Annotated in this window: 20 protein-coding genes; 18 read left to right on the top strand and 2 right to left on the bottom strand. The window is 44.4% G+C overall.

The annotated features are described in order from the left end of the window. Nucleotides 1-18: 18 nt before the first annotated feature. The 13 genes from FN961_RS13805 (at nucleotide 19) to FN961_RS13745 (ending at nucleotide 15,582) form a co-directional block, all read left to right on the top strand. Nucleotides 19-492 (top strand): DUF3305 domain-containing protein, encoded by a 474-nt coding sequence (locus FN961_RS13805; protein ID WP_144040761.1) that lies wholly within the window; start codon nucleotides 19-21, stop codon nucleotides 490-492. Beyond that, on the top strand, nucleotides 489-1,088 hold the full coding sequence (locus tag FN961_RS13800; protein WP_144040760.1) for a DUF3306 domain-containing protein: 600 nt from the start codon (nucleotides 489-491) through the stop codon (nucleotides 1,086-1,088). The genes FN961_RS13805 and FN961_RS13800 overlap by 4 nt, the downstream gene beginning before the upstream one ends. Nucleotides 1,089-1,333: 245 nt before the next feature. Continuing rightward, the gene (locus FN961_RS13795; protein WP_373293420.1) at nucleotides 1,334-3,019 is read left to right on the top strand and encodes a 4Fe-4S binding protein; all 1,686 of its coding nucleotides are present in this window, start codon (nucleotides 1,334-1,336) and stop codon (nucleotides 3,017-3,019) included. A gap of 10 nt (nucleotides 3,020-3,029) precedes the next feature. Next, nucleotides 3,030-3,716 (top strand): TorD/DmsD family molecular chaperone, encoded by a 687-nt coding sequence (locus FN961_RS13790; RefSeq protein ID WP_144040758.1) that lies wholly within the window; start codon nucleotides 3,030-3,032, stop codon nucleotides 3,714-3,716. A 127-nt stretch (nucleotides 3,717-3,843) separates the two neighbouring features. Beyond that, nucleotides 3,844-4,041 carry a twin-arginine translocation signal domain-containing protein gene (locus FN961_RS13785; RefSeq protein ID WP_144040757.1) on the top strand — a complete coding sequence of 66 codons (198 nt, stop codon included), beginning with the start codon at nucleotides 3,844-3,846 and terminating at the stop codon, nucleotides 4,039-4,041. Nucleotides 4,042-4,115: 74 nt separating this feature from the next. Further along, a complete protein-coding gene (locus tag FN961_RS13780) occupies nucleotides 4,116-6,965 on the top strand; it encodes a formate dehydrogenase subunit alpha (protein ID WP_144040756.1) in 2,850 nt (949 codons plus the stop codon). Between the two features lie 27 nt (nucleotides 6,966-6,992). Next, on the top strand, nucleotides 6,993-7,583 hold the full coding sequence (fdh3B, locus tag FN961_RS13775) for a formate dehydrogenase FDH3 subunit beta (RefSeq protein WP_144040755.1): 591 nt from the start codon (nucleotides 6,993-6,995) through the stop codon (nucleotides 7,581-7,583). A gap of 51 nt (nucleotides 7,584-7,634) precedes the next feature. After that, on the top strand, nucleotides 7,635-8,648 hold the full coding sequence (locus FN961_RS13770; RefSeq protein ID WP_144040754.1) for a formate dehydrogenase subunit gamma: 1,014 nt from the start codon (nucleotides 7,635-7,637) through the stop codon (nucleotides 8,646-8,648). A 555-nt stretch (nucleotides 8,649-9,203) separates the two neighbouring features. Beyond that, nucleotides 9,204-9,401 (top strand): formate dehydrogenase, encoded by a 198-nt coding sequence (locus tag FN961_RS13765; RefSeq protein WP_144040753.1) that lies wholly within the window; start codon nucleotides 9,204-9,206, stop codon nucleotides 9,399-9,401. Nucleotides 9,402-9,419: 18 nt separating this feature from the next. Next, a complete protein-coding gene (locus FN961_RS13760) occupies nucleotides 9,420-12,275 on the top strand; it encodes a molybdopterin-dependent oxidoreductase (protein WP_144040752.1) in 2,856 nt (951 codons plus the stop codon). 29 nt (nucleotides 12,276-12,304) lie between these two features. Continuing rightward, nucleotides 12,305-12,874: a formate dehydrogenase FDH3 subunit beta gene (gene fdh3B, locus FN961_RS13755; protein ID WP_144040751.1), complete on the top strand. Its 570-nt coding sequence runs from the start codon at nucleotides 12,305-12,307 to the stop codon at nucleotides 12,872-12,874. Nucleotides 12,875-12,941: 67 nt separating this feature from the next. Then, nucleotides 12,942-13,928, top strand: coding sequence for a formate dehydrogenase subunit gamma (locus FN961_RS13750; protein WP_144040750.1), 987 nt, complete (start codon nucleotides 12,942-12,944; stop codon nucleotides 13,926-13,928). Nucleotides 13,929-14,244: 316 nt separating this feature from the next. Beyond that, nucleotides 14,245-15,582 (top strand): coproporphyrinogen III oxidase family protein, encoded by a 1,338-nt coding sequence (locus FN961_RS13745; protein ID WP_144040749.1) that lies wholly within the window; start codon nucleotides 14,245-14,247, stop codon nucleotides 15,580-15,582. 73 nt (nucleotides 15,583-15,655) lie between these two features. On the opposite strand, the gene FN961_RS13740 is transcribed toward FN961_RS13745, so the two are convergent. Further along, nucleotides 15,656-16,000: a hypothetical protein gene (locus FN961_RS13740; protein WP_229814706.1), complete on the bottom strand. Its 345-nt coding sequence runs from the start codon at nucleotides 15,998-16,000 to the stop codon at nucleotides 15,656-15,658. A gap of 109 nt (nucleotides 16,001-16,109) precedes the next feature. Between FN961_RS13740 and FN961_RS13735 the strand changes: the two genes are divergently transcribed. Continuing rightward, nucleotides 16,110-16,979 (top strand): LysR family transcriptional regulator, encoded by an 870-nt coding sequence (locus FN961_RS13735; RefSeq protein ID WP_144040748.1) that lies wholly within the window; start codon nucleotides 16,110-16,112, stop codon nucleotides 16,977-16,979. A 24-nt stretch (nucleotides 16,980-17,003) separates the two neighbouring features. Here the strand turns inward: FN961_RS13735 and FN961_RS13730 are convergent, their stop codons facing one another. Continuing rightward, a complete protein-coding gene (locus tag FN961_RS13730; RefSeq protein ID WP_144040747.1) occupies nucleotides 17,004-17,213 on the bottom strand; it encodes a hypothetical protein in 210 nt (69 codons plus the stop codon). Nucleotides 17,214-17,618: 405 nt separating this feature from the next. Here FN961_RS13730 and FN961_RS13725 point away from each other — a divergent pair, with 405 nt between their 5' ends. The 4 genes from FN961_RS13725 to FN961_RS13710 all read left to right on the top strand — a co-directional run bounded on the left by FN961_RS13725 (nucleotide 17,619) and on the right by FN961_RS13710 (nucleotide 21,332). Beyond that, the gene (locus FN961_RS13725) at nucleotides 17,619-18,170 is read left to right on the top strand and encodes a GNAT family N-acetyltransferase (RefSeq protein ID WP_144040746.1); all 552 of its coding nucleotides are present in this window, start codon (nucleotides 17,619-17,621) and stop codon (nucleotides 18,168-18,170) included. A 91-nt stretch (nucleotides 18,171-18,261) separates the two neighbouring features. Then, entirely contained in the window at nucleotides 18,262-19,101 is an 840-nt protein-coding gene (locus FN961_RS13720; protein ID WP_144040745.1) for a PfkB family carbohydrate kinase, read from the top strand. Between the two features lie 263 nt (nucleotides 19,102-19,364). Further along, nucleotides 19,365-20,822 carry a sensor domain-containing diguanylate cyclase gene (locus FN961_RS13715; RefSeq protein ID WP_144040744.1) on the top strand — a complete coding sequence of 486 codons (1,458 nt, stop codon included), beginning with the start codon at nucleotides 19,365-19,367 and terminating at the stop codon, nucleotides 20,820-20,822. A gap of 15 nt (nucleotides 20,823-20,837) precedes the next feature. After that, nucleotides 20,838-21,332: a GNAT family N-acetyltransferase gene (locus FN961_RS13710; RefSeq protein WP_144040743.1), complete on the top strand. Its 495-nt coding sequence runs from the start codon at nucleotides 20,838-20,840 to the stop codon at nucleotides 21,330-21,332. The last annotated feature ends 7 nt before the right edge of the window (nucleotides 21,333-21,339 follow it).

Genomic DNA, 21,339 nt, shown 5'->3' with positions numbered 1-21,339 from the left:
ACGTTAAGGTGAGATTGAATGCAACATACCGAAAGCCTATGGCCTATGCACGTTTCTTTAAAACGAATCGAGAAACAAGTCGGACGTTGGACGTCTGTAAACTGGGAGCTCGATCAGTTCCTACCTGCAACCCATGATGCTCCCGAGGGTTCTAAAATTATCGTGCTTGAGCTGCATAAAGATGAGCGCGGAAGCTACCGTATAAATCTGGATATGGACAACGCCATGTTGTACATCGTCTGTGATGAACTCGAAGACGGCACCTGGATCCCTTCCATGATTTCCGCCGACCAAAATGTTGCTGCTGGTTGCTTAGAAGGCGATACCCCTGTATTGAACTTGCTGATGCCCAAAGCGATAGCTTGTTGGATTGAAGCGTATATTACTCGCCATGGCGAAGTGGAAATATGTGCTCATCGTCGTAAACATGTTAACCGTCGTAAGAACGAAGGCCCGAGTAATAATAGTCAATTTGGGCAGATCGGCTCATGAGTGGATTTTTATCACGCTGGAATCTTCGTCGCCAAAAGGTAGAAGATGAGAAACTGGCTGACGAGATTGAACTTGTGGCTGATCAAGCTGAGCCAGTTCAAGATCTCGCCGAGCAGGATCAAGCGCAAATTACCACTGAGTCATCTTCTGAATTACAGGCTGAGCCTGTAGAAGAGGGCAAGCTGCTTACGGCTGACGAGTTACCGGATCCAGATAAAATTGAGATTGGTGGTAGCTTTGCCAGTTTTATGAGTGCCAATGTCGACCCGAGTGCCAGATCTGCAGCACTTAGAGCGTTGTGGAAGCAACCGCAATACAGTGAGATCGATGGTCTACTTGAGTATGCCCTCGATTATAGCAATCAGCCTAAATTGACCCCTGAACATTCAGCTGAAATAGCTAAGAAAGTCTTCCGTTATGTGACGAAAGATGAGGATAAAGAGGCTGAGGAAGAGACGGTTGAATTGGCTCAAGATGAGCAGACTGATACCGATTTACTCGCTGATACAACTGAGGACATTTTGGACGCCAATATCAATGAGGTGTCCCAAAATGAACCAGAGTCTGTTGACGATACGAAGCAAGCTGTTTCTTAACGTCACTCTAGAGAAGTTTAATAACCATAACTATGGTATGTGAATTGCTGTCTTTCATATTAATAAAATGCGAATAGCATAAGAAAAGATGAGCAAAGTCGTCGGCATAAAGATGTTGGGAATGATGACCCTACATTTGAAAATAGGCAGGTTAGTGCAGCTGTAATCTCGTGCACTATCAGAATATAACAGCCTAGCTGACAGAAACAGCCAAAACTGTTCGGGAACGCAACGTGAGCAAACATTTGAATAATGATAATCAAGTTGAACTCAAAGAAGTTCGACAAGAGGTGCTGGCCAAGACTCAGATCCTTCAAAATCTGATCCCGCCAACTGTGAGCTACACCACTGAAGGAAACGTGCTCGTTATTGGGCCGGAAGATCTTGCTCGCTTAGCAGCAGGTAAGCTAACCAACATGGGTAAACTGGCCATTTTAGCGAATGAGTCGATCACCAACCAAGACGAAGCCCATCTAGAAAAAGTGATGGCCACGGCTGAAGATGTTGAGAGCTTTTATAATAAGCTTATCGAGATCAAAGGTTTCTTAGGTCAATTTCAAGTTAAAGTCGAACATGAGTCAGATGCACTTGCTGCATCTGAAACAAGCGCTGTTGATTTAAGTATGGCTGCGATACGTAAAGCTCACTTCGATCTCATCTTAGATTTAAGCCATACACCTTGCATCAACCTAGAGATGCTCCCGCCTGGTTATTTTTATGTCGGCCAAGATGAAGCCAAATTGGAAGAAGCGATAGCTCAGCTTCCAGATTTGATTGGTGAGTTTGATAAGCCGCGCTACGTAAAAGTAAACAGTCAGATTTGTGCTCATAATCGTAACGGCATAGAAGGGTGTAATCGCTGCTTAAATTTCTGTCCTGCTGATGCGATTCAAAGTATTAATAAGATGATTGAGATAGACCCATATCTTTGTCATGGCGCTGGCAGTTGTACTAACGCATGCCCTACGGGCGCGATAAGCTACGATTTACCGACACCGCAAGCCCTACACTCTTACCTGCATAAGTTAGTGACCCGTTTTCGCGAGCAAGCGCAAACGGCGCCAGTTATCCTATTCCATGATGCCGCTAATGGTGCTGCCCTTGTGGGTGAAGACTTACCAGGTAGTGTTATCCCAGTTGAATTGGAAGAGATCACAGTGGCGAGTATGGACCACTGGATGTCAGCTTTAGCGTGGGGAGCTCGTCAGATTTTAGTGCTAAATACTGATGCCACCGCACCTACGTTAACGCAGATGTTGAAGGGTGAGCATAAGCTAGCTAACGACATTCTTGATGAGATGGGTCAACCACAACGCATCTCTGTTATCGATGAAACAAGCATTGGTGATTTGACTAATCTATTAGCAGTAAGCGCGAGCTGGCCTGTTATTGTGCCTGGTGAATTTGCTGCAACAACCAAGCGTAATACCTTGTACGCTGCTATCGATCATCTGAACGAGCAAGCTGCGTCTGTGGACACTTGCTTAAGCCAGAGCAATCTTCCCTACGGTATGGTGAACGTCAACACCGACAGCTGTACCTTGTGCCTGTCATGTGTGTCGACTTGTCCGACTCAAGCGTTAACTGATGGCGGTGATAAGCCTGCTTTGCATTTTGTTGAGCAAGATTGTGTTCAGTGTGGTCTGTGTGAATCAGCCTGTCCTGAAAAAGCCATCAGTCTTACTGCACAAATCAATTTTGATAAGGCCGAGCGTCAAAAACGTCAAACCTTAAAAGAGGAAGACCCATTCGAATGTATTCGTTGTGGAACGCCTTTCGCCACCCAATCCATGGTTCAGCGGATGTTGGAAGTCGTCGGAGGCCATAGTGCCTTTAGTGCAAATATCGAAAGATTAAAAATGTGCAGCGACTGCCGGGTAAAAGATATGTTTGAAGACATCCTTCAAGATCCTGAAAAGCAACTTCGATAAGAGTTTAGCTATGACCGAATTAGTAAGAGAAGTATCAGAAAATGATCAGTTAAGAGCGGATATTTACCAGCTTTTAGCTGCTTTGTTACGCAGTCATCCAAGCCCTGAACTGTTGCAGTTTCTAGCCAATCTTGAGATCGATACCAACGACGACAGTGAGATGACCAAAGCTTGGTTATCTTTGAAGTTAGCTGCCAACCAGTTCAGCAATGATCAGTTAGAGGATGAGTATTTCAGTATCTTCTACGGTGTGGGTAGTGGTGAGATCATGCCTTACGGCAGCTGGTTTATGACAGGTTCTTTGATGGACAAGCCGCTTGCGTTATTACGGCAGGATTTGATGCAGCTCGGCTTTGAACGCGAAGACAATGTTAAAGAGCCAGAAGATCATGTCGCAGCACTGTGTGAAGTGATGGGCATATTGATTCTGGAAGCACCGAGTTACCGTCAGTTGGCTTTCTATCAACGTCATATTGGTAGCTGGATCAATCGATTCTGTGAGTCATTAGCAAAAGCACCGAGTGCGGCTTTTTATGCCACTGTAGCTCAGTTGGCTAAATCGTTTTTCGAGCTTGAGCAGAGTGAATTCGAACAGCTGCAACTGGATATTCCAGTCAACTGTCCGGGATCAGAAGCTGAAAAGAAGGCTGCCGATAGCGCAGTAGAAAAAATTTCACCTAATACACTCGCTTCATAAGGCGTTTGTAGTCATTACACCTGCTTTACGTTCGATAAAACAGGTGGCGTAAAACCGAAGGGTAACCTTCAACAATCATCGGGCCAATATCTGGTTGGCCTATTTAAATCAATATCTAGGAGACACTATGAAGAAGCAAGCTTCCGATATGGGTCGTCGTCAATTGCTAAAAGCATTGGCTATTGGTAGTGCAGCAGGCGCTGTTGCTACCGTTAGCGGACAAGCTGTGGCGGCATCATCAAATGAAGAACCCGTTGTCACTAAAAATGACGGCTATCAGGAAACTGATCACGTGCGTAGCTATTACGCGTCTTTAAAAGACTAACTAACCTGAACATTAAAAATCCAATATTCAAGTTAAGAAATAATAGCTTAAGTTAATAATATGAGGAGTGTGTGATGCGACTAACTCGCAAAAAAGACCAGGTGGATGTGGCCAAAAAGCCAGCCTTAGGTCTTAATCGCCGTCAGTTCCTTCAGTCTGCAGGTCTTGCAACTGGTGGTATTGCTGCGGCATCAATGCTTGGCGCAGGAATGATGCGTAAAGCTGAGGCGAAAGAGGTGCCTTTTGATGCACCAACCGAAACAGTTCGGACTATCTGTTCTCATTGTTCAGTGGGCTGCGGTGTGTATGCTGAAGTTCAAAACGGTGTTTGGACTGGCCAAGAACCTGCTTTTGATCATCCATTTAACGCGGGTGGCCACTGTGCTAAAGGGGCTGCGCTACGTGAACATGGGCACGGTGAAAAGCGCCTGAAGTACCCAATGAAGCTCGAAGGCGGCAAGTGGAAGAAGATCTCTTGGGATCAAGCCATTGAAGAGGTGGGTAGTAAAGCATTAGCCATCCGCGAAGAGTCTGGTCCAGATTCAGTTTTCTTTATGGGCAGTGCTAAATTTTCAAACGAACAAGCTTATTTATACCGCAAACTCGCCGCAATGTGGGGCACTAACAATGTCGATCACTCTGCGCGTATTTGTCACTCTACCACAGTAGCCGGTGTTGCAAACACTTGGGGCTATGGTGCGCAAACTAACTCTTTTAACGATATCCGTAATTCAAAAGCGATGATGTTCATTGGGTCTAACCCATGTGAAGCCCATCCTGTTGCAATGCAGCACATTTTGGCGGGTAAAGAACGCGGTGCGAAAATCATCGTGGTTGATCCAAGATTCAGTCGTACAGCAGCTAAGTCAGATGAATATGCTCATATTCGTCCAGGCACTGACATTCCGTTTATTTATGGTCTGCTCTGGCATATCTTCGAGAATAAATGGGAAGATCAAACTTTCATCGACCAACGTGTTTATGGCATGGAACGGATCCGCGAAGAAGCGGCTAACTGGCATCCTGCTGAAGTTGAGTTGGTGACGGGGGTTAGCGGCGAGCAGATGAAGCGTATTGCAAAATTGCTGGCAGAGACTAAGCCGGGCACCGTTGTCTGGTGTATGGGTGGTACTCAGCATCATATCGGTAATGCGAACACTCGTGCTTATTGTATCCTCCAGCTTGCCCTCGGAAACATGGGTGTGTCGGGTGGTGGTACTAATATCTTCCGTGGTCACGACAATGTTCAAGGAGCAACCGACTTCGGTTTACTGTTCGATACATTACCTGGCTACTATGGCCTTAAAACAGGTTCTTGGAAGCACTGGTGTAACGTATGGGACATTGATTACGAGTGGGTGAAAGGCCGCTTTGATCCTGAGGAACATCTTGGTCAGGTGCCAATGAACTCCACCGGTATTCCTTGTTCTCGCTGGCAAGATGGTGTGTTAGAAGATAAGTCTAAGATTGCTCAAAGAGACAACATTCGTATGTCTTTCTTCTGGGGCCAATCCGTTAACACCGAAACCCGTGGTCGAGTCGTACGTGAAGCGCTAAATAAGATGGACACTGTGGTCGTTGTCGATCCATTCCCAACGATGGCGGGTGTGATGCATAACCGTACCGATGGTGTGTATCTACTTCCAGCGTGTACCCAGTTTGAAACCTATGGTTCCGTTTCTGCTTCTAATCGTTCACTGCAGTGGCGTTCTCGCGTTATTGAACCTCTGTTTGAGTCTAAGCCAGATCATGAAATCATGTACAAGCTGGCGAAGAAGTGGGGCATCGAGCAAGAGATGTTCAAGCACATTAAGGTCAACGGTGATGAGCCATTGATTGAAGATCTGACGCGTGAATTCAACAAAGGAATGTGGACCATTGGTTACACAGGCCAAAGCCCTGAGCGTTTGAAGATGCATCAGGAAAACTGGGGCACCTTCGACATTAAGTCTCTCGAAGCACCTGGTGGCCCAGCGAAGGGCGAAACCTATGGTCTACCTTGGCCATGTTGGGGTACACCAGAGATGAAGCACCCTGGTTCACAGATCTTGTATCGCACTGGTCGTGAAGTGAAGAACGGTGGTGGTAATTTCCGTGCTCGTTACGGTGTGGAACATGACGGTACTAACATTCTTGCCGAAGGTTCTTACTCTAAGGGCAGTGAAATTGAGGACGGTTATCCTGAATTTACTGCAGACATGCTTAAGCAGCTTGGCTGGTGGGACGATCTCACCGCTGAAGAGATGAAGCATGCGGAAGGTAAAAACTGGAAGACTGACATTTCAGGTGGTATTCAGCGCGTAGCAATTAAGCATGGTTGTATCCCTTACGGTAACGCAAAAGCGCGTTGTATCGTGTGGAACTTCCCTGATGATATTCCATTGCACCGTGAGCCGCTCTATACGCCACGTCGTGATCTCGTTGCTAAGTATCCGACTTATGATGACCGGATGGTTGCTCGACTTCCAACCCTATACAGAACGATTCAAGAACAGGACTTTGCTAAAGATTTCCCGATAGCACTGACTACTGGTCGTATTGTTGAGTATGAGGGCGGTGGTGAAGAGACACGTTCTAATCCATGGCTTGCTGAACTTCAGCAAGAGATGTACATAGAGATTAACCCAGCCGATGCAGCGGATCGCGCGCTCCAAAACGGTGATGAAGTATGGGTTCACGGTCCGGAAGGCGCCAAAATTAAAGTTCAGGCCATGGTGACTCCACGTGTGATTGCGGGAGAGTGCTTTATGCCATACCACTTCGCGGGTGTTTTCGAAGGCGAAAGTCTTGCGAAGAACTACCCCGAAGGCACGGTTCCTTACGTGATTGGCGAAGCCGCTAACACTGTAATGACCTATGGCTATGACGTGGTGACACAGATGCAAGAAACCAAAGCCACTTTGTGTCAAATCACAAAAGCCTAACTGAACTTGATGAGGAGATAAGCCATTATGGCAGTCATGAAATTTTTGTGTGACACCAAACGCTGCATCGAGTGTAACGGTTGTGTCACTGCTTGTAAGAACTCAAACGACTCCGCTTTACAGTGGGGAATTCAACGTCGCCGTGTTGTGACAATTAACGATGGTGAGCCAGGTGAAGCATCAATCTCAGTGGCATGTATGCACTGTAGCGATGCACCTTGTATGGCTGTATGTCCTGCGGATTGTTTCTATCGCACTGACGACGGTATTGTTTTACACAACAAGAAAACCTGTATTGGTTGCGGTTACTGTCTTTATGCGTGTCCGTTTGGTGCACCGCAGTTCCCTCAACAAGGGGCTTTTGGTAGCCGTGGCAAGATGGATAAGTGTACTTTCTGTGCTGGTGGCCCTGAGAAAGATTTCTCAGAAGCTGAGCGTGAGTTGTACGGTGCAAACCGTATTGCAGAAGGCAAGTTACCGTTATGCGCAGAGATGTGTTCCACTAAAGCGCTTCTCGCTGGAGATGCTGGTGTGATCTCTAACATCTACCGTGAGCGTGTTGCTGCACGTGGTAATCCTGGTGCTATTTGGGGTTACACTCCAAAAGTTGGCGCGTAAGTGAATTGAGTTGCGAGCTTAGCTCGCAACTCAACTCTTAAAGGAGTGACTATGAAATTAACATCACTACGCAGCCTATTTGTCTCGCTTGTTTTACCACTCGTTGTCTTGATGGGCATAGGGCTGAGTACATCAGCGTTGGCCGGAGATGATCAAACGAGTCAGCAGATTGAGAATGCGACAACCAGTGAAGCTGATCTTTGGCGTGCGGTTAAAGCAGGGGATCCTGGATACACAGTAGCAAAGGGGCTTGAAGCCAACGTATTAATTAATGTCGCTGGTAATGAGGGCAAGAATATTAAGATTGAGTACATTAATCCTGCCATGGGAATGGTGGTATTAGGCGTATTCGGTGCGTTCTTAATTTTCTATTTGGTCAATGGCCCTTCTAAGTTGAGTAAAGGGTTCTCTGGCAAGATGGTATTGCGTTGGTCGAAGGCCGATCTGATTATCCATTGGGTATTAGCTATCTCATGTTTAGCATTAATATTCACGGGTATCACTATCATGTTGGGCCGATATTTTCTGCAGCCTTACGTCGGCGAAGGTGTATGGTCGGCACTGATTTATGGTAGTAAGACTATCCATGATTATGTCAGCCCGCTGTTTATCATCTCTTGGCTTCTATCTGTGGTTAAGTGGATGCCGTTGCAGACACTTAAGATGTACGATCTAAAGTGGTTCCTTGTGGTAGGTGGTTACATCAACTTCGGGCCATTTAAGGGTAAACATCCGGATAGTGGTTTTGCCAATGCTGGTGAGAAAATGTGGTTTTGGACCTTAGCTATATTTGGTCTATTTATCAGTATTTCCGGCATCATGTTAGTACTACCAGTGCTTGATCTTCCTCGTGAAGCGTCAATGGCAGCACTGCTTATCCATGGTATCAGTGCGACTATCATCATAGGTTTTACGATAGTACATATCTGGATGGCAACAGTACTGAGTGAAGGTGGTATGGAGTGCATGACATCGGGTTACTGTGACGAGAACTGGGCAGTGCAACACCACAACCTTTGGTATGACGAAATCAAAGAAAATGGCACCTTAGAGTATAAAGATTAAGCGGAAATAATGAACGCTCAGTCTTAAACTGTAAGCTGTAAATAGAAACGCCTTAGCCGAAAAGCTGGGGCGTTTTTTTATCTGAACTTTGGGGAATAATGTTGGTGTTACTGGATTTACCTTGAACAATAATCTTGTCCCATTTGAAGCACTTTTCAAGGTGCTTTTCATGCTTCGTTATTCATGAGAATAAGTTGCATTCAAACTTAATTAAATATTCCTTAAGTTACTATAATTATTAACAATTGATTGCACCACTTTTCGCTGAACTTGATCTTCCTACACCCCTATATTTTATAAAACATGACCAAGTTAACACTTTAGTGTTGCCGATGATTTTTTCGGATACTGAATCGGATTCAGATCAATTTTTCTACTGCCTTTTTCTCATATATTGTCCAAGAAAATTATGGATGTTTTTAATAACAATCACTTTATGTTTACGCACTCGTTTGATGATAACACTTGATTAACAAGTGACCCCGTTATGAGTGAATAGAAAAGGTGACCTGACTATTTCTAATAAAGAATATTCCTTTCATACCAGGAGCAAGAATGAAAAAGCAACAGCCTGATCTGAATCGCAGATCTTTGCTGAAAGCACTTACCATCGGTGGAACGGCGACAGTCGCCCTTGCCGCTACAGGTATTAGTGCTGTGCAAGCAACCGAGAGCAATGTTAGCGCTAAAAGTGCTGATGGCTATCACGAAACAAATCATATTCGCAGTTATTACAATAGCCTGCGCAGCTAAATTAGGAGAGTCCGAGCGATGCAATTAACTCGCAAATCCAACGAGGCACCTAAAGTCGAGAAAAAGACTCTGGGTATTAGCCGTCGTCAGTTTATGAAGCATGCTGGTATCACATCTGGTGGTATTGCTGCAGTTTCATTCCTAGGTACAGGCATGATGCGTAAAGCACAGGCCAAAGATGTGCCACACGATGTACCAACTGAAATCAAACGTACTGTATGTAGTGCGTGTGCGGTAGGTTGTGGTCTGTATGCTGAAGTTCAAAATGGCGTTTGGACAGGTCAAGAGCCTGCTTTCGATCACCCATTTAACGCTGGCGGTCACTGTGCTAAAGGTGCTGCATTACGTGAACATGGTCACGGTGAGAAGCGTCTTAAATACCCAATGAAACTTGTTGATGGCAAGTGGAAGAAATTATCTTGGGAGCAAGCTTTCAACGAAGTTGGCGACAAGATGCTAGATATCCGTAAAGAGTCTGGTCCTGATTCTGTTTACTTTATGGGTAGTGCTAAGTTCTCGAACGAAGGCTGCTACATGTACCGTAAACTTGCAGCTATGTGGGGCACGAACAACGTCGACCACTCTGCACGTATTTGTCACTCTACCACGGTAGCCGGTGTTGCTAACACTTGGGGCTACGGTGCGCAAACTAACTCTTTTAACGACATTCAGAATGCAAATGCAATCTTCTTCATCGGGGCAAACCCGGCTGAAGCGCATCCTGTTGCTATGCAACATATTCTGATCGCAAAAGAGAAAAACAACGCCAAGCTGATTGTTGTTGATCCTCGTTTCTCTCGTACCGCAGCTCACGCAGACCTTCATTGTGCTCTACGTCCAGGTACTGATATTCCATTCATCTACGGTATGCTTTGGCACATCTTTGAAAATGGTTGGGAAGATAAAGCGTTCATCCAAGAGCGTGTATTTGAGATGGAAACCATTCGCAGAGAAGCGAAGAAGTTCCCACCAAAAGAAGTCACTCACGTTACGGGTTGTAGCGAAGAGGAAGTCTACCAAGCGGCTAAGCTTATGGCAGACAACCGTCCAGGTACTGTGATTTGGTGTATGGGTGGTACTCAGCATCACGTTGGTAACGCGAACACTCGTGCTTATTGTATTCTTCAGCTTGCGCTAGGAAACATGGGTGTATCTGGTGGCGGAACTAACATTTTCCGTGGCCACGATAACGTACAGGGCGCAACTGACTTAGGTCTACTGTTCGATAACCTACCTGGTTATTACGGTTTGACTACTGGCGCTTGGAACCATTGGACCAATGTGTGGAATCTTGACATGGAGTGGATGAAAGGCCGCTTCGATCAAGGTACTTATTTAGGCCGTGAGCCTATGACTACACCAGGTATCCCTTGTTCTCGCTGGCATGATGGTGTGCTTGAAGATAAAGACAAGCTTGCACAGAAAGACAACATCCAAATGGCGTTTTTCTGGGGCCAATCGGTTAACACCGAAACTCGTCAACGTGATGTGCGTGATGCACTAGACAAGATGGACACTGTGGTTGTTGTGGATCCATTCCCAACCATGGCGGGTGTTATGCATCGTCGTCAGAATGGTGTTTATCTACTACCAGCAGCAACTCAGTTTGAAACTGAAGGTTCAGTGTCTAACTCTGGTCGTAGTCAGCAGTGGCGTGAGAAGGTTATCGAGCCTTTGTTCGAATCTAAAACTGACTTAGAGATCATGTATCGTCTATCTCAGAAACTTGGTTTCGCTGAGCAATACACTAAGCGTATCGCTAAAGATTCTAAAGACATGCTTGTTATTGAAGACATTACTCGCGAAATTAACCGCGGTATGTGGACAATTGGTATGTCAGGTCAAAGTCCTGAGCGTTTGAAGCTACACACTCAAAACTGGGGCACGTTTAGCAATAAGACACTTCAGGCTGAAGGCGGTCCAGCTAAAGGCGAAACTTACGGTCTACCTTGGCCATGTTGGGGTACACCAGAGCAGAAGCATCCTGGTACTCAAATTCTGTATGACACAAGCAAACACGTTAAAGACGGTGGTGGTAACTTCCGTGCACGTTATGGTGTGGAATATAAGGGTGACAACTTACTGGCTGAAGGCAGCTTCTCTAAAGGAAGTGAACTGACTGATGGTTATCCAGAATTCTCTGCCGCGATGCTTAAGCAGCTTGGCTGGTGGGATGAACTGACTGCAGATGAGAAAGCTCAAGCAGAAGGTAAGAACTGGAAGACCGATCTATCGGGCGGTATCGTTCGTGTTGCGATTAAGCACGGTTGTATCCCATTTGGTAACGCTAAAGCGCGTTGTATCGTGTGGAACTTCCCAGATCAAGCACCTGTTCACCGTGAGCCGTTATATACGCCTCGTCGTGATCTTGTGGCTAAGTATCCAACTTATGATGACATGCAAGTTCATCGTCTACCGACTCTGTACAAGACTATTCAAGACCGTGATATGACAGCTAAGTACCCACTTGGTCTGACTTCTGGTCGTCTGGTTGAGTACGAAGGTGGTGGTGAAGAGTCTCGTTCTAACCCTTGGTTGGCGGAACTTCAACAGGAGATGTTCGTTGAAATCAACCCTGGTGATGCTGCTGATCGTGGTATCCGTAACGGCGACACTGTGTGGCTAGAGGGTGCTGAAGGTGGTCGTATTAAGCTTCAAGCCATGGTAACGCCTCGCGTTAAACCAGGTGTGACTTGGATGCCGTACCACTTTGCGGGTGTTATGCACGGTGAAAGCCTTGCGCCAAACTACCCTGAAGGCACTGTTCCTTATGTTATCGGCGAGTCTTGCAACACTGCAATGACTTATGGTTATGACCCTGTGACTCAGATGCAGGAAACCAAGGCAACGCTTTGTCAGATCGAAAAAGCATAAGCACAGAATAAGCTAGGAGAATTGCCGTTATGGCTACAATGAAATTTTTATGTGATACCAAGCGTTGCATCGAATGTAATGGTTGTGTCACTGCATGTAAGAACGAAAACGACTCTGCTCTAGAGTGGGGAATCCAACGTCGCCGAGTAGTAACCATCAATGATGGTATGCCTGGTGAAGCGTCGCTTTCAGTGGCATGTATGCACTGTACAGATGCACCTTGTCAGGCGGTATGTCCGGCAAACTGTTTCTACACGACTGAAGATGGCTTAACACTACACAATAAAGATACTTGTATCGGTTGTGGTTATTGCTTATATGCCTGTCCTTTCGGTGCTCCTCAGTTCCCTAAAAAGGGTGCATTTGGTAGCCGTGGCAAAATGGATAAGTGTACTTTCTGTGCCGGTGGCCCAGAAGAGAACTTCTCTGAAGCAGAGCGTCAGAAGTACGGTTCTAACCGTATTGCTGAAGGTAAGTTACCTATGTGTGCTGAGCTATGTGCGACTAAGTCGTTACTTGCGGGTGATGCTGAGATTATCTCTTCAATCTTCCGTGAGCGTGTTGCATACCGCGGCTCTAAAAATGCAATCTGGGGTTAATCCCTAGTCTGTATTCAGCCCAAAAATCCACACCATGTTCTCATGGTGTGGTAATTAAGGATGTAATATGAACAATTGGTTCAAACAGATAGGCCTAACCTTAGTGCTGATGTTTAGTGCTATTGGTCTGGTTCAAGCTGGTTCTCCACAAGGAACAGAGCAGCCTGTCGTAACAGATGGTCAAATTTGGTCTCAACTGCAAGCGGGCGTTACTGGTGTAACGACCTCTCAAAGTGAGTTCCATAATCAGCCGATTAATACCTATGATCTACGCGTGTTTGAACTGCGTAGTGATTTATTAGCACCGGCTTTGATGGCTGCGCTATTTGGTATGATCATCATCTTTATCTTGTTTATCAAAGTGAATGGTATCTCTAAACTTCACGGCGGTTACTCAGGAAGATTGGTGTATCGCTGGTCGAAATTCGATGTGTCTATCCATTGGCTTGGGGCTATTCCGTGTCTGTTATTGATACTGACAGGTCTTGTGTTATTGGCGGGGCGTTACTTCTTCCAACCCTACATAAGCGAAGGCGTGTGGGCTGGTTTGGTCTACGGCGCAAAACAGATACATGACTTCATGGCTATTCCATTTATGCTCGGTTGGGCATTAATGGTCGGACTTTGGGCTAAAAATCAGCTACCTAAAATGTATGACATTAAGTGGATGATGGTAGTTGGTGGTTACATCAACTTCGGTCCATTTAAAGGTAAGCATCCAGATGCTGGTTTTGCTAACGCTGGTGAGAAGTTATGGTTCTGGGCATTTGCACTATTTGGCCTAATCATTTCAGCCTCAGGCATGTTACTGCTATTCCCGAACTTGTTCGAGCCTAGTCGTACGCTAAGTTTGATAGCGTTAGTGCTTCACTCTGTCAGTGCCATCATTATTACTGCTTTCTCTATCGTCCATATCTTTATGGCTACGGTTATGTCTGAAGGTGGTATGGAGTGTATGGTTTCTGGATACTGTGATGAAACTTGGGCAAGCCAACACCACAATCTTTGGTTTGACGAAATTAAAGAAAACGGTACGTTGAAGTATAAAGAGTAATCTTTAGACTATGGACGACTAGAGTCCATGCTCAATGCTAATAAAGCACCCTGTTAGGTTACTGATAGGGTGCTTTTTTATGACTGAAGAATAGTAGCCTTCTGATTTTATGTCGTTTGTTGCACAAGCCCTAAAACATGACTTGCTTAACAAAATTTCTGCGTTCTCCCTGTTAGGTGACAGTAACTTAAAGCCAGTTCACATTTTGGATAACTCTAAAGTGGTATTTTTATCATCTACACTTCGCCCGTGGATGCTTATTACTCATCGTTAAGCCGCGGTTGGTAAACTATATAACTGCTCATTAAGGAACTTTATGTCGTCAATTATTCAATCAGCTGGCAGTGAAATTATTAAGCCCTATCAGGCGGATATTACTGTTCCAAACTGGATGCTTAGCTCTATGGAGCGAGTGATGCAGTTCTATGTTGATAAGAATTTACGACTCGATACTCAGTCGGCTGATATGATGCCGTCGCCTGTCGAGGGTAAGAAGTACATGCTGTATGCCCATATTCCTTTTTGTCATACACTTTGCTCTTTTTGTACCTTCCATCGCTTCCTATTTAAGGAAGACAAAGCCCGTGCCTATTTTATCTCACTGAGAAAAGAGATGGATATGGTAAAGGCGCTGGGTTACGACTTCGAGTCTATGTATATCGGCGGCGGTACTACGACAGTATTAGAAGATGAGCTTGCTCGTACGATTGAGCATGCTAAAAAACTGTTCCCAAATATCAAAGAAGTTTCCTGTGAATCCGATCCACAACACCTTGATAGTCCTGAGTTTAAGCAACTAGAAGGCCTAGTTGATCGCATGTCTATTGGGGTACAAAGCTTCAACGATGATATTTTAGCGATGACTGACAGACTGGATAAGTTTGGTTCAGGTCAGCAGACGTTCGATAAGATCATGGCAGCGAAAGAGCTATTTCCTATTATCAACGTGGATCTGATTTTCGGCTTTCGTGGTCAAACTGACGAAATAATTCAGTATGACTTAGACATGGCGTCTAAATTAGATCCTCGGCAGATCACCACTTACCCTTTGATGACCACTCACCAGACGCGTAAAAGCGTGAAAGGTAAGTTAGCGGCATCTCAAGGAGATATGGCACGCCAGTATCGTCAAATCCTGAATAGTTTAAACGGACAATACAATCAACTGTCTGCATGGGCCTTTGGTAAGACTGACAATGAAGGTTTCGATGAATACGTCATCGATTATGATGAGTATCTTGGGATTGGATCTGGGTCATTTAGTTTTTTGAACGACACCTTGTATGTTAATAATTTCTCACTTCGAAAGTACCATGAGAATATCGCTGCTGGCCGCATGAGCGTTGAGCAGCAGAAAAATTACAGTAAGAAAGATGTGATGCAGTATCGCTTCTTACTTGGCATGTTCTCTGGCCGTTTATCTCGTAAATATTTCCGTGAAACGTTCGGTGTGAACTTAGATACGGCACTGTTTAAAGAGATGACCTCGATGAAGGTGATTGGCGCGATTAAAAATGATCCGATTGATCCTGATAACTTAATCGTTACTGATAACGGCAAGATGATGGGGCTTTTGATGATGAAAGAGTTCTATTCTGGAATGGATAATGTTCGAGCTCAGCTGCGTCAGCCATTAAAGCCTTGTGACATGTAGTCTATTTTAAAGTTAGATACTAAAAGGTTGAAGCTTAGCTTCAACCTTTTTTTTTGCCCATGTTTAGGGGCTGTTAATCTAACATTAGCCTTGATGATTGTTGTTGGGGAATGAAGATATCAATCGCGATGCTTTCTGGCTCTATCAAGCTGATTAAGTGAGCCAGTGAAGCGGTAGGCGCCATGATTTCGTTGGAGTTGTGTGCGTTTTTAACGGTGTCCCAATAATAGAGTTGTAGCCACTGGCAGGCTGAGTCCGTGTTGCTAGTCTCCTGCTTGATCTCTTTTTGTGAGAGGGATTGGTATTTGAACCCCGGTACTTTTTGCAGATCCGGTAGCATAAGCGTTACTGCATCTATCACCTGTTGTGTGTCTACGCCGGCTTTAGCTACCCAACTAACGGTTTCCACTATATACATCGATTATCTTCCTTAAGTCACTTTTCTGAATTTGTAGAGAGTTTAATTGTTATTTATAAGTAGATAATCTACGGTTATTTGAATAGTTAATTTCTAAATTGGAAATAATGTGGGGTCATTTGAAAAGGCGCAATTGTTTAAGTTAATCGTTGAACTTGGTTCTATGGTAGCTACCGCTAAGGCGCTGAATATTAGCCCGTCAGCGGTGAGTAAACGTTTAGCTGAGCTTGAGTCAGAGTTGGGGGTGCAATTACTTAAGCGTTCAACACGGAGTATTGTTATCACTGAGGCGGGTGAGCATTTCTATCAGGAGGTAAGAGAACTCGGTGGCCGCTGGCAATCCCTAATCGATGAAACCGCTTCCTTGGGAGAGACACCCAGTGGTCGTTTGAGTGTGGCTGCCCCTGCACCAATATTGAATCGGGTTCTAATGCCTATGTTACAAGGTTTTAATACTCGTTTTCCTGAAATTAAGTTGGAACTGCTATCGGTGGATTATGGTGACTTGCCTCTACGCAACGCTGATATTTCCCTAGCAAGGCATATAGAGGATTTTGATTCAGGGGCATTTGTGGGGGTACCTTTATGTGAATATCGAAATGGCTTGTTTGCTGCACCTGATTACATTGAAAGGCAGGGAATGCCAGAAAAAATAGCGGAGTTAAGCCTGCATAGTTGTCTCTGTTATGGAAAAGAGAACAAAGCCTACAAATGGCAGTTAAGTGGGAAGAGTGTCGAAGTGAAAGGCGTGCTAGTAAGTGATAACACTGAGGTGATTATACAAGCCGCGGTACAAGGAATGGGGATAGCGTATATTCCACATATGATCATTGATAGAGAATTAGCTTCAGGCGAGCTAATTCCCATTTTCAACGACACTAGAAGTAGGCCTTATGTCATGTGGGGTTACTACCAACAACTGGCTTATTTGCCAGGAAAAACTCGAGCTTTCATCGACTATTTTCGAGAGTCTTGGTAGTGTCAATCAATGTAGATATTCAAATTATTTTTTAAGAGAAAACCAAGTTTTAGGTGATTTTGGATCTTGAATTTTTTTCTCCAAAATGATCATTTCAGCGCGTATTTGCCTGATAAAAGGATCATCGTAGTTGAGTTGGTCAAACTCATTAAGACATGCCTGATACCGCTTTAGCCTATGTTCAGGCGTCCCTATATTACCGAGTAACTCATCTATGCTAATTATCGATTCCATTCAATAATCCTTATCTCCCTGATGTTTAGTGAATTTTACCAAGTATGAATAGCCCTAAATAAGGGATGGTTAGGTAAATTTTATCACTCCATTTCAATAAATAAAATTATCTGTTTTAATACAGGTAGTTACATATTTAAATTTAGAGTGGATATTTAAGGTGGACGTTTGTCTGACAACAGCTTGAGAGATCTCTTACATATTGACTGGCGTTAGAGTGAGTGAACGGAGCGTATTGGTCTGTCTGTTCAGGTTGAATTCTTTCTAGCGGAATTTGCTTAAATTTTCATTTAAGGTAGTTTTGGATAAATATATTCAGCATATTCATCAGAGGTTAGGCAAGATGACTGTTCGAATTAACGCGTTTTAAGCCTTATTACCCTGAGTGATTAAATGGAGTTGTGCATGGAAGTATTATTTCAGACAGAGCGTATTACTTGTCGCCAATTTGAATCAGGCGATCTACAAGCGTTTGCTGACTACCGAGCTCTGCCTGATGTGGCCAAATATCAGAGTTGGTCTGATTACAGTTTTGAAGATGCTCAAGCGCTATTTGATAAGATGCAAAAGTCTGAATTTGGCACGTTAGGTAACTGGTACCAACTCGCTATTTTAACCAAGGAGTCGGAGCAACTTCTGGGGGATCTTGCGGTTCATTTTATCGATGAGTCACAGATTGAAATTGGCTTTACATTTGCGCCAGACTTTCAGGGGCAAGGGTATGCATCCGAGGCTGTAATAGGCTTATTAACTTATCTTTTTTCTAACCAGAAGCCACATAGAGTCATCGCAACCACTGACTGTGACAATCTCCCCTCTTGGCTGTTACTGGAGCGAGTTGGGTTTCGTCGTGAAGCGCATTTTATTGAGAATGTATTCTTTAAAGGTGATTGGGGCTGCGAGTATCAATATGCAATGTTAGCCTCCGAATGGCGCAGTGGTAATAGGGAGTCTTAAGTTGAATCTCTTTTTGCGTCAATTTGTGAATACCTGTTTCGTTAGTATTCCTTTATTATTCACACCATGACGCCTATTTTTCGGAGCTATTATGGCTAATATTCTTCTTGTGGCTAATCTCAACAGTGATCGCATTCTAAACCTTGATAAACCGTTAGAGATGGGAGGCCGATTTCACTATAAAGATGGTGGTCGACGCCTAGGTGGCGGTGGTGCCAATACCGGGATCGGACTTGCTTGGGCCAAGCATCGTGTGGCACTTGTCAGCCAAGTGGGTAGCGATAAAGTGGGAGACTGGCTGCTTGCTGAAGCGAGTGCTCAAGGAATCGATTGCCAGCTAATTCAACGGCATGAAGAGATTAGCAGCGAGATGTTGCTGGTGATGACCCCCAATGGTGAGCGTACGATTATTCGTCCCGAAAGACCTGTGTTTGAACTTGCAGCCCCTCCTGTTTGGAGTCAATGGGATGCGATCTATGTTAATTCATCTGCCGAAGGCAGTGTGAGTTGGGCTAAAACCGCACTGGAAAATTGTTTAGTGTTAGCTCAGTTGGCTAAAGATGAACGCCCTAGACCTTGTGACATTTTAATTGCATCTAAAACCGATATGCAGGGACGTAGCCAATTATCTCCATGGGAATATGGGCTTACAATCGCCGGAGCATCGCTTAAGTATTTCATTGTGACTGATGGCTCAGATGGCGCTCATCTCTATACTCGAGATGATTGTCAGCATGTGAATGCAGTGCCATCTGTGGTCGTCGATACCACGGGGGCGGGTGATGCCTATGCTGCAGGCCTTATTCATGGGATGACGAGTGGGTTAGGCATTGTGGAGTCGATGAAAGAAGCGGGAATATGGGCTGGTTTTGCGGTTGCTACGCACAGCTCCATTCCAGGAGAGGCATTAAAGCAATATTTGAGTAACTAAATTGGTGTCATAAATCTGTTATCTAACAGTCATTAAACCCTCATATTTGGCTGTTAGATTGGCAATACTGATTTAATGTAAATCACTATCCTTACTCTGTTTTGCCTTTGCCTTGCTCCCAGCGAGGCTTTTTTATGCTCTTTTTTCATTAGTGACTTAAATTCAATGTCATCATTTCTACTTTTAAGTTATTATTTAACAGGTTGTTAACTTAGGTTGATGGCAATTATTTCCGGTTAAATTGATAATGTGGGTGGCTGTTAATGGGAAATAGAGTGTGGAGTGATAAAAAGCGGTTTATCTGGATCCTGTCGGTTCTGCTGATAACGGCGTTTATTTTTACCAGTGGCATTAGCTATAAAGTGGCTCATGACTCTCTGAGTGAGCAAATTTCAGAAAATACCCTTCCCCTGACCAGTGACAATATCTATTCAGAGATCCAGCAGGATTTGTTGCAACCTATTTTTATTTCTTCGTTGATGGCCCAAGACACATTTGTTAGGGATTGGACCATTAATGATGAGCAAGATCCCAAACTGCTGATCCGTTATTTAAAAGAGATTCAGAATAAATACGATACCGTGACCAGTTTTTTTATATCCGATAAAAGCCGAAACTACTATCACTCTACTGGTGTACTGAAAAAGGTCGAAGAGACTGACCCCATCGATGCCTGGTACTTCCGAGTTCGCTCACTACCAGATTCAGAGCCCTACGAAGTGAATATCGATCCCGATACCGCAAACAAGAATCAAACGGTTGTTTACGTCAATTACAAAGTCTATGACTTCGACGGTAACTTCATTGGTGTTACTGGGGTCGGATTAGCGGTTGAACGTGTCCAGAAACTAATAAAACTCTACCAAAAGAGATACAACCGTCGAGTCTATTTTGTCGATACCGAGGGAGTTGTGACGCTACACGGCGATCAATACACTGGCAGTCAGACATTACAAGACTCCCCTGGTTTAGAAAAACTTGCCACCCGTATTCTTACTAGCCCAAGCGCTTCCCTCTCTTATGTTAGAGACAATAAAACGGTCTACCTGAACTCGCGTATGGTGTCAGAGTTTAAATGGTACTTGATGGTTGAGCAGGAGGAGGCCGAGGGAGAGCAGAAGATATTAAATACTTTCTGGGTCAATATCGGGCTGGGTTTGTTGGTGATCATCATTATCTTGGTCATTGCGAATCTGACGTTAGGGCGATACCAAAGAAAGTTAGAGGTGATGGCGTCGACTGATAAGCTTACCGGTGCTACGAATCGGCAGATGTTTGAAATTAATTTTACTCAATCACTGCTTAACGCTGATAACTCTGCCGTTCCAGTTTCGATCATCTTGTTGGATATTGATTATTTTAAGAAGGTCAATGATAGCTTTGGTCATAGCATCGGGGATTTAGTGATTAAGACGGTAGCCAATATGATCCAGCATCAGTTGAGGGATCAAGATATTGTGTGTCGTTGGGGTGGAGAGGAGTTTTTACTGTTGCTGCCTAATGTCGATCTTAGTCATGCAGCCGATATGGCTGAGCGGATTCGAGAGACGATTGCGCAACGTAAAATTAGCGTCAATGAACATGAGATTGGCATAACGGTAAGCTCTGGTGTTGCTCAGTATAACCCTGGTGAGCCAAGTGCCGATTTGATTAACCGAGTTGATGTCGCGCTTTATCAGGCAAAAGACAGAGGCCGAGATCAGGTAGTTTTGTCTCATTAGAGAGGAGGTCTTAATTTGATTGTAACTAAGACAGAGAGGCTTATTCTGAGAGAGTTTTCTCTGCAGGATGCTGAAGGTTTCTATCGGCTTAATGCCGATCTTGAAGTGATGCGATATACCGGAGATACTTCTTTCGAGTCAGAGCAAGCCTCTGCCGCTTTTATTGATGCCTATTGTGAATATCGTTTACATGGTTTTGGACGGTGGTCATTGCTTGATAGAGAGACGGGGGAGTATATCGGTTTTTGTGGTCTACGAAGAGATCCTGTTACTCAAGAAGTTGATTTAGGCTTTAGATTGCTTAGATCCGTATGGGGAAAAGGCTTTGCGAGTGAGGCTGCTTGTGCAGCCCTTAAAATTGGTGTTGAAAGATATAATGTGACTGACTATGTTGCCAATGTGATGAGAGAAAATCTAGCATCAATAGCTCTTATACAGAAGTTAGGTTTTACACAAACAGAGCAACAAGATGTTGATAGTCTCTGGCTAAGATTTGTATTAGCCTACTAGCTTATCG

It is taken from the genome of Shewanella hanedai, assembly GCF_007197645.1.
GTDB classification, from domain to species: Bacteria; Pseudomonadota; Gammaproteobacteria; order Enterobacterales; family Shewanellaceae; genus Shewanella; species Shewanella hanedai.
Note: the sequence above shows the minus strand (reverse complement) of the source record. Positions and strands in the feature narration are given on the sequence as shown.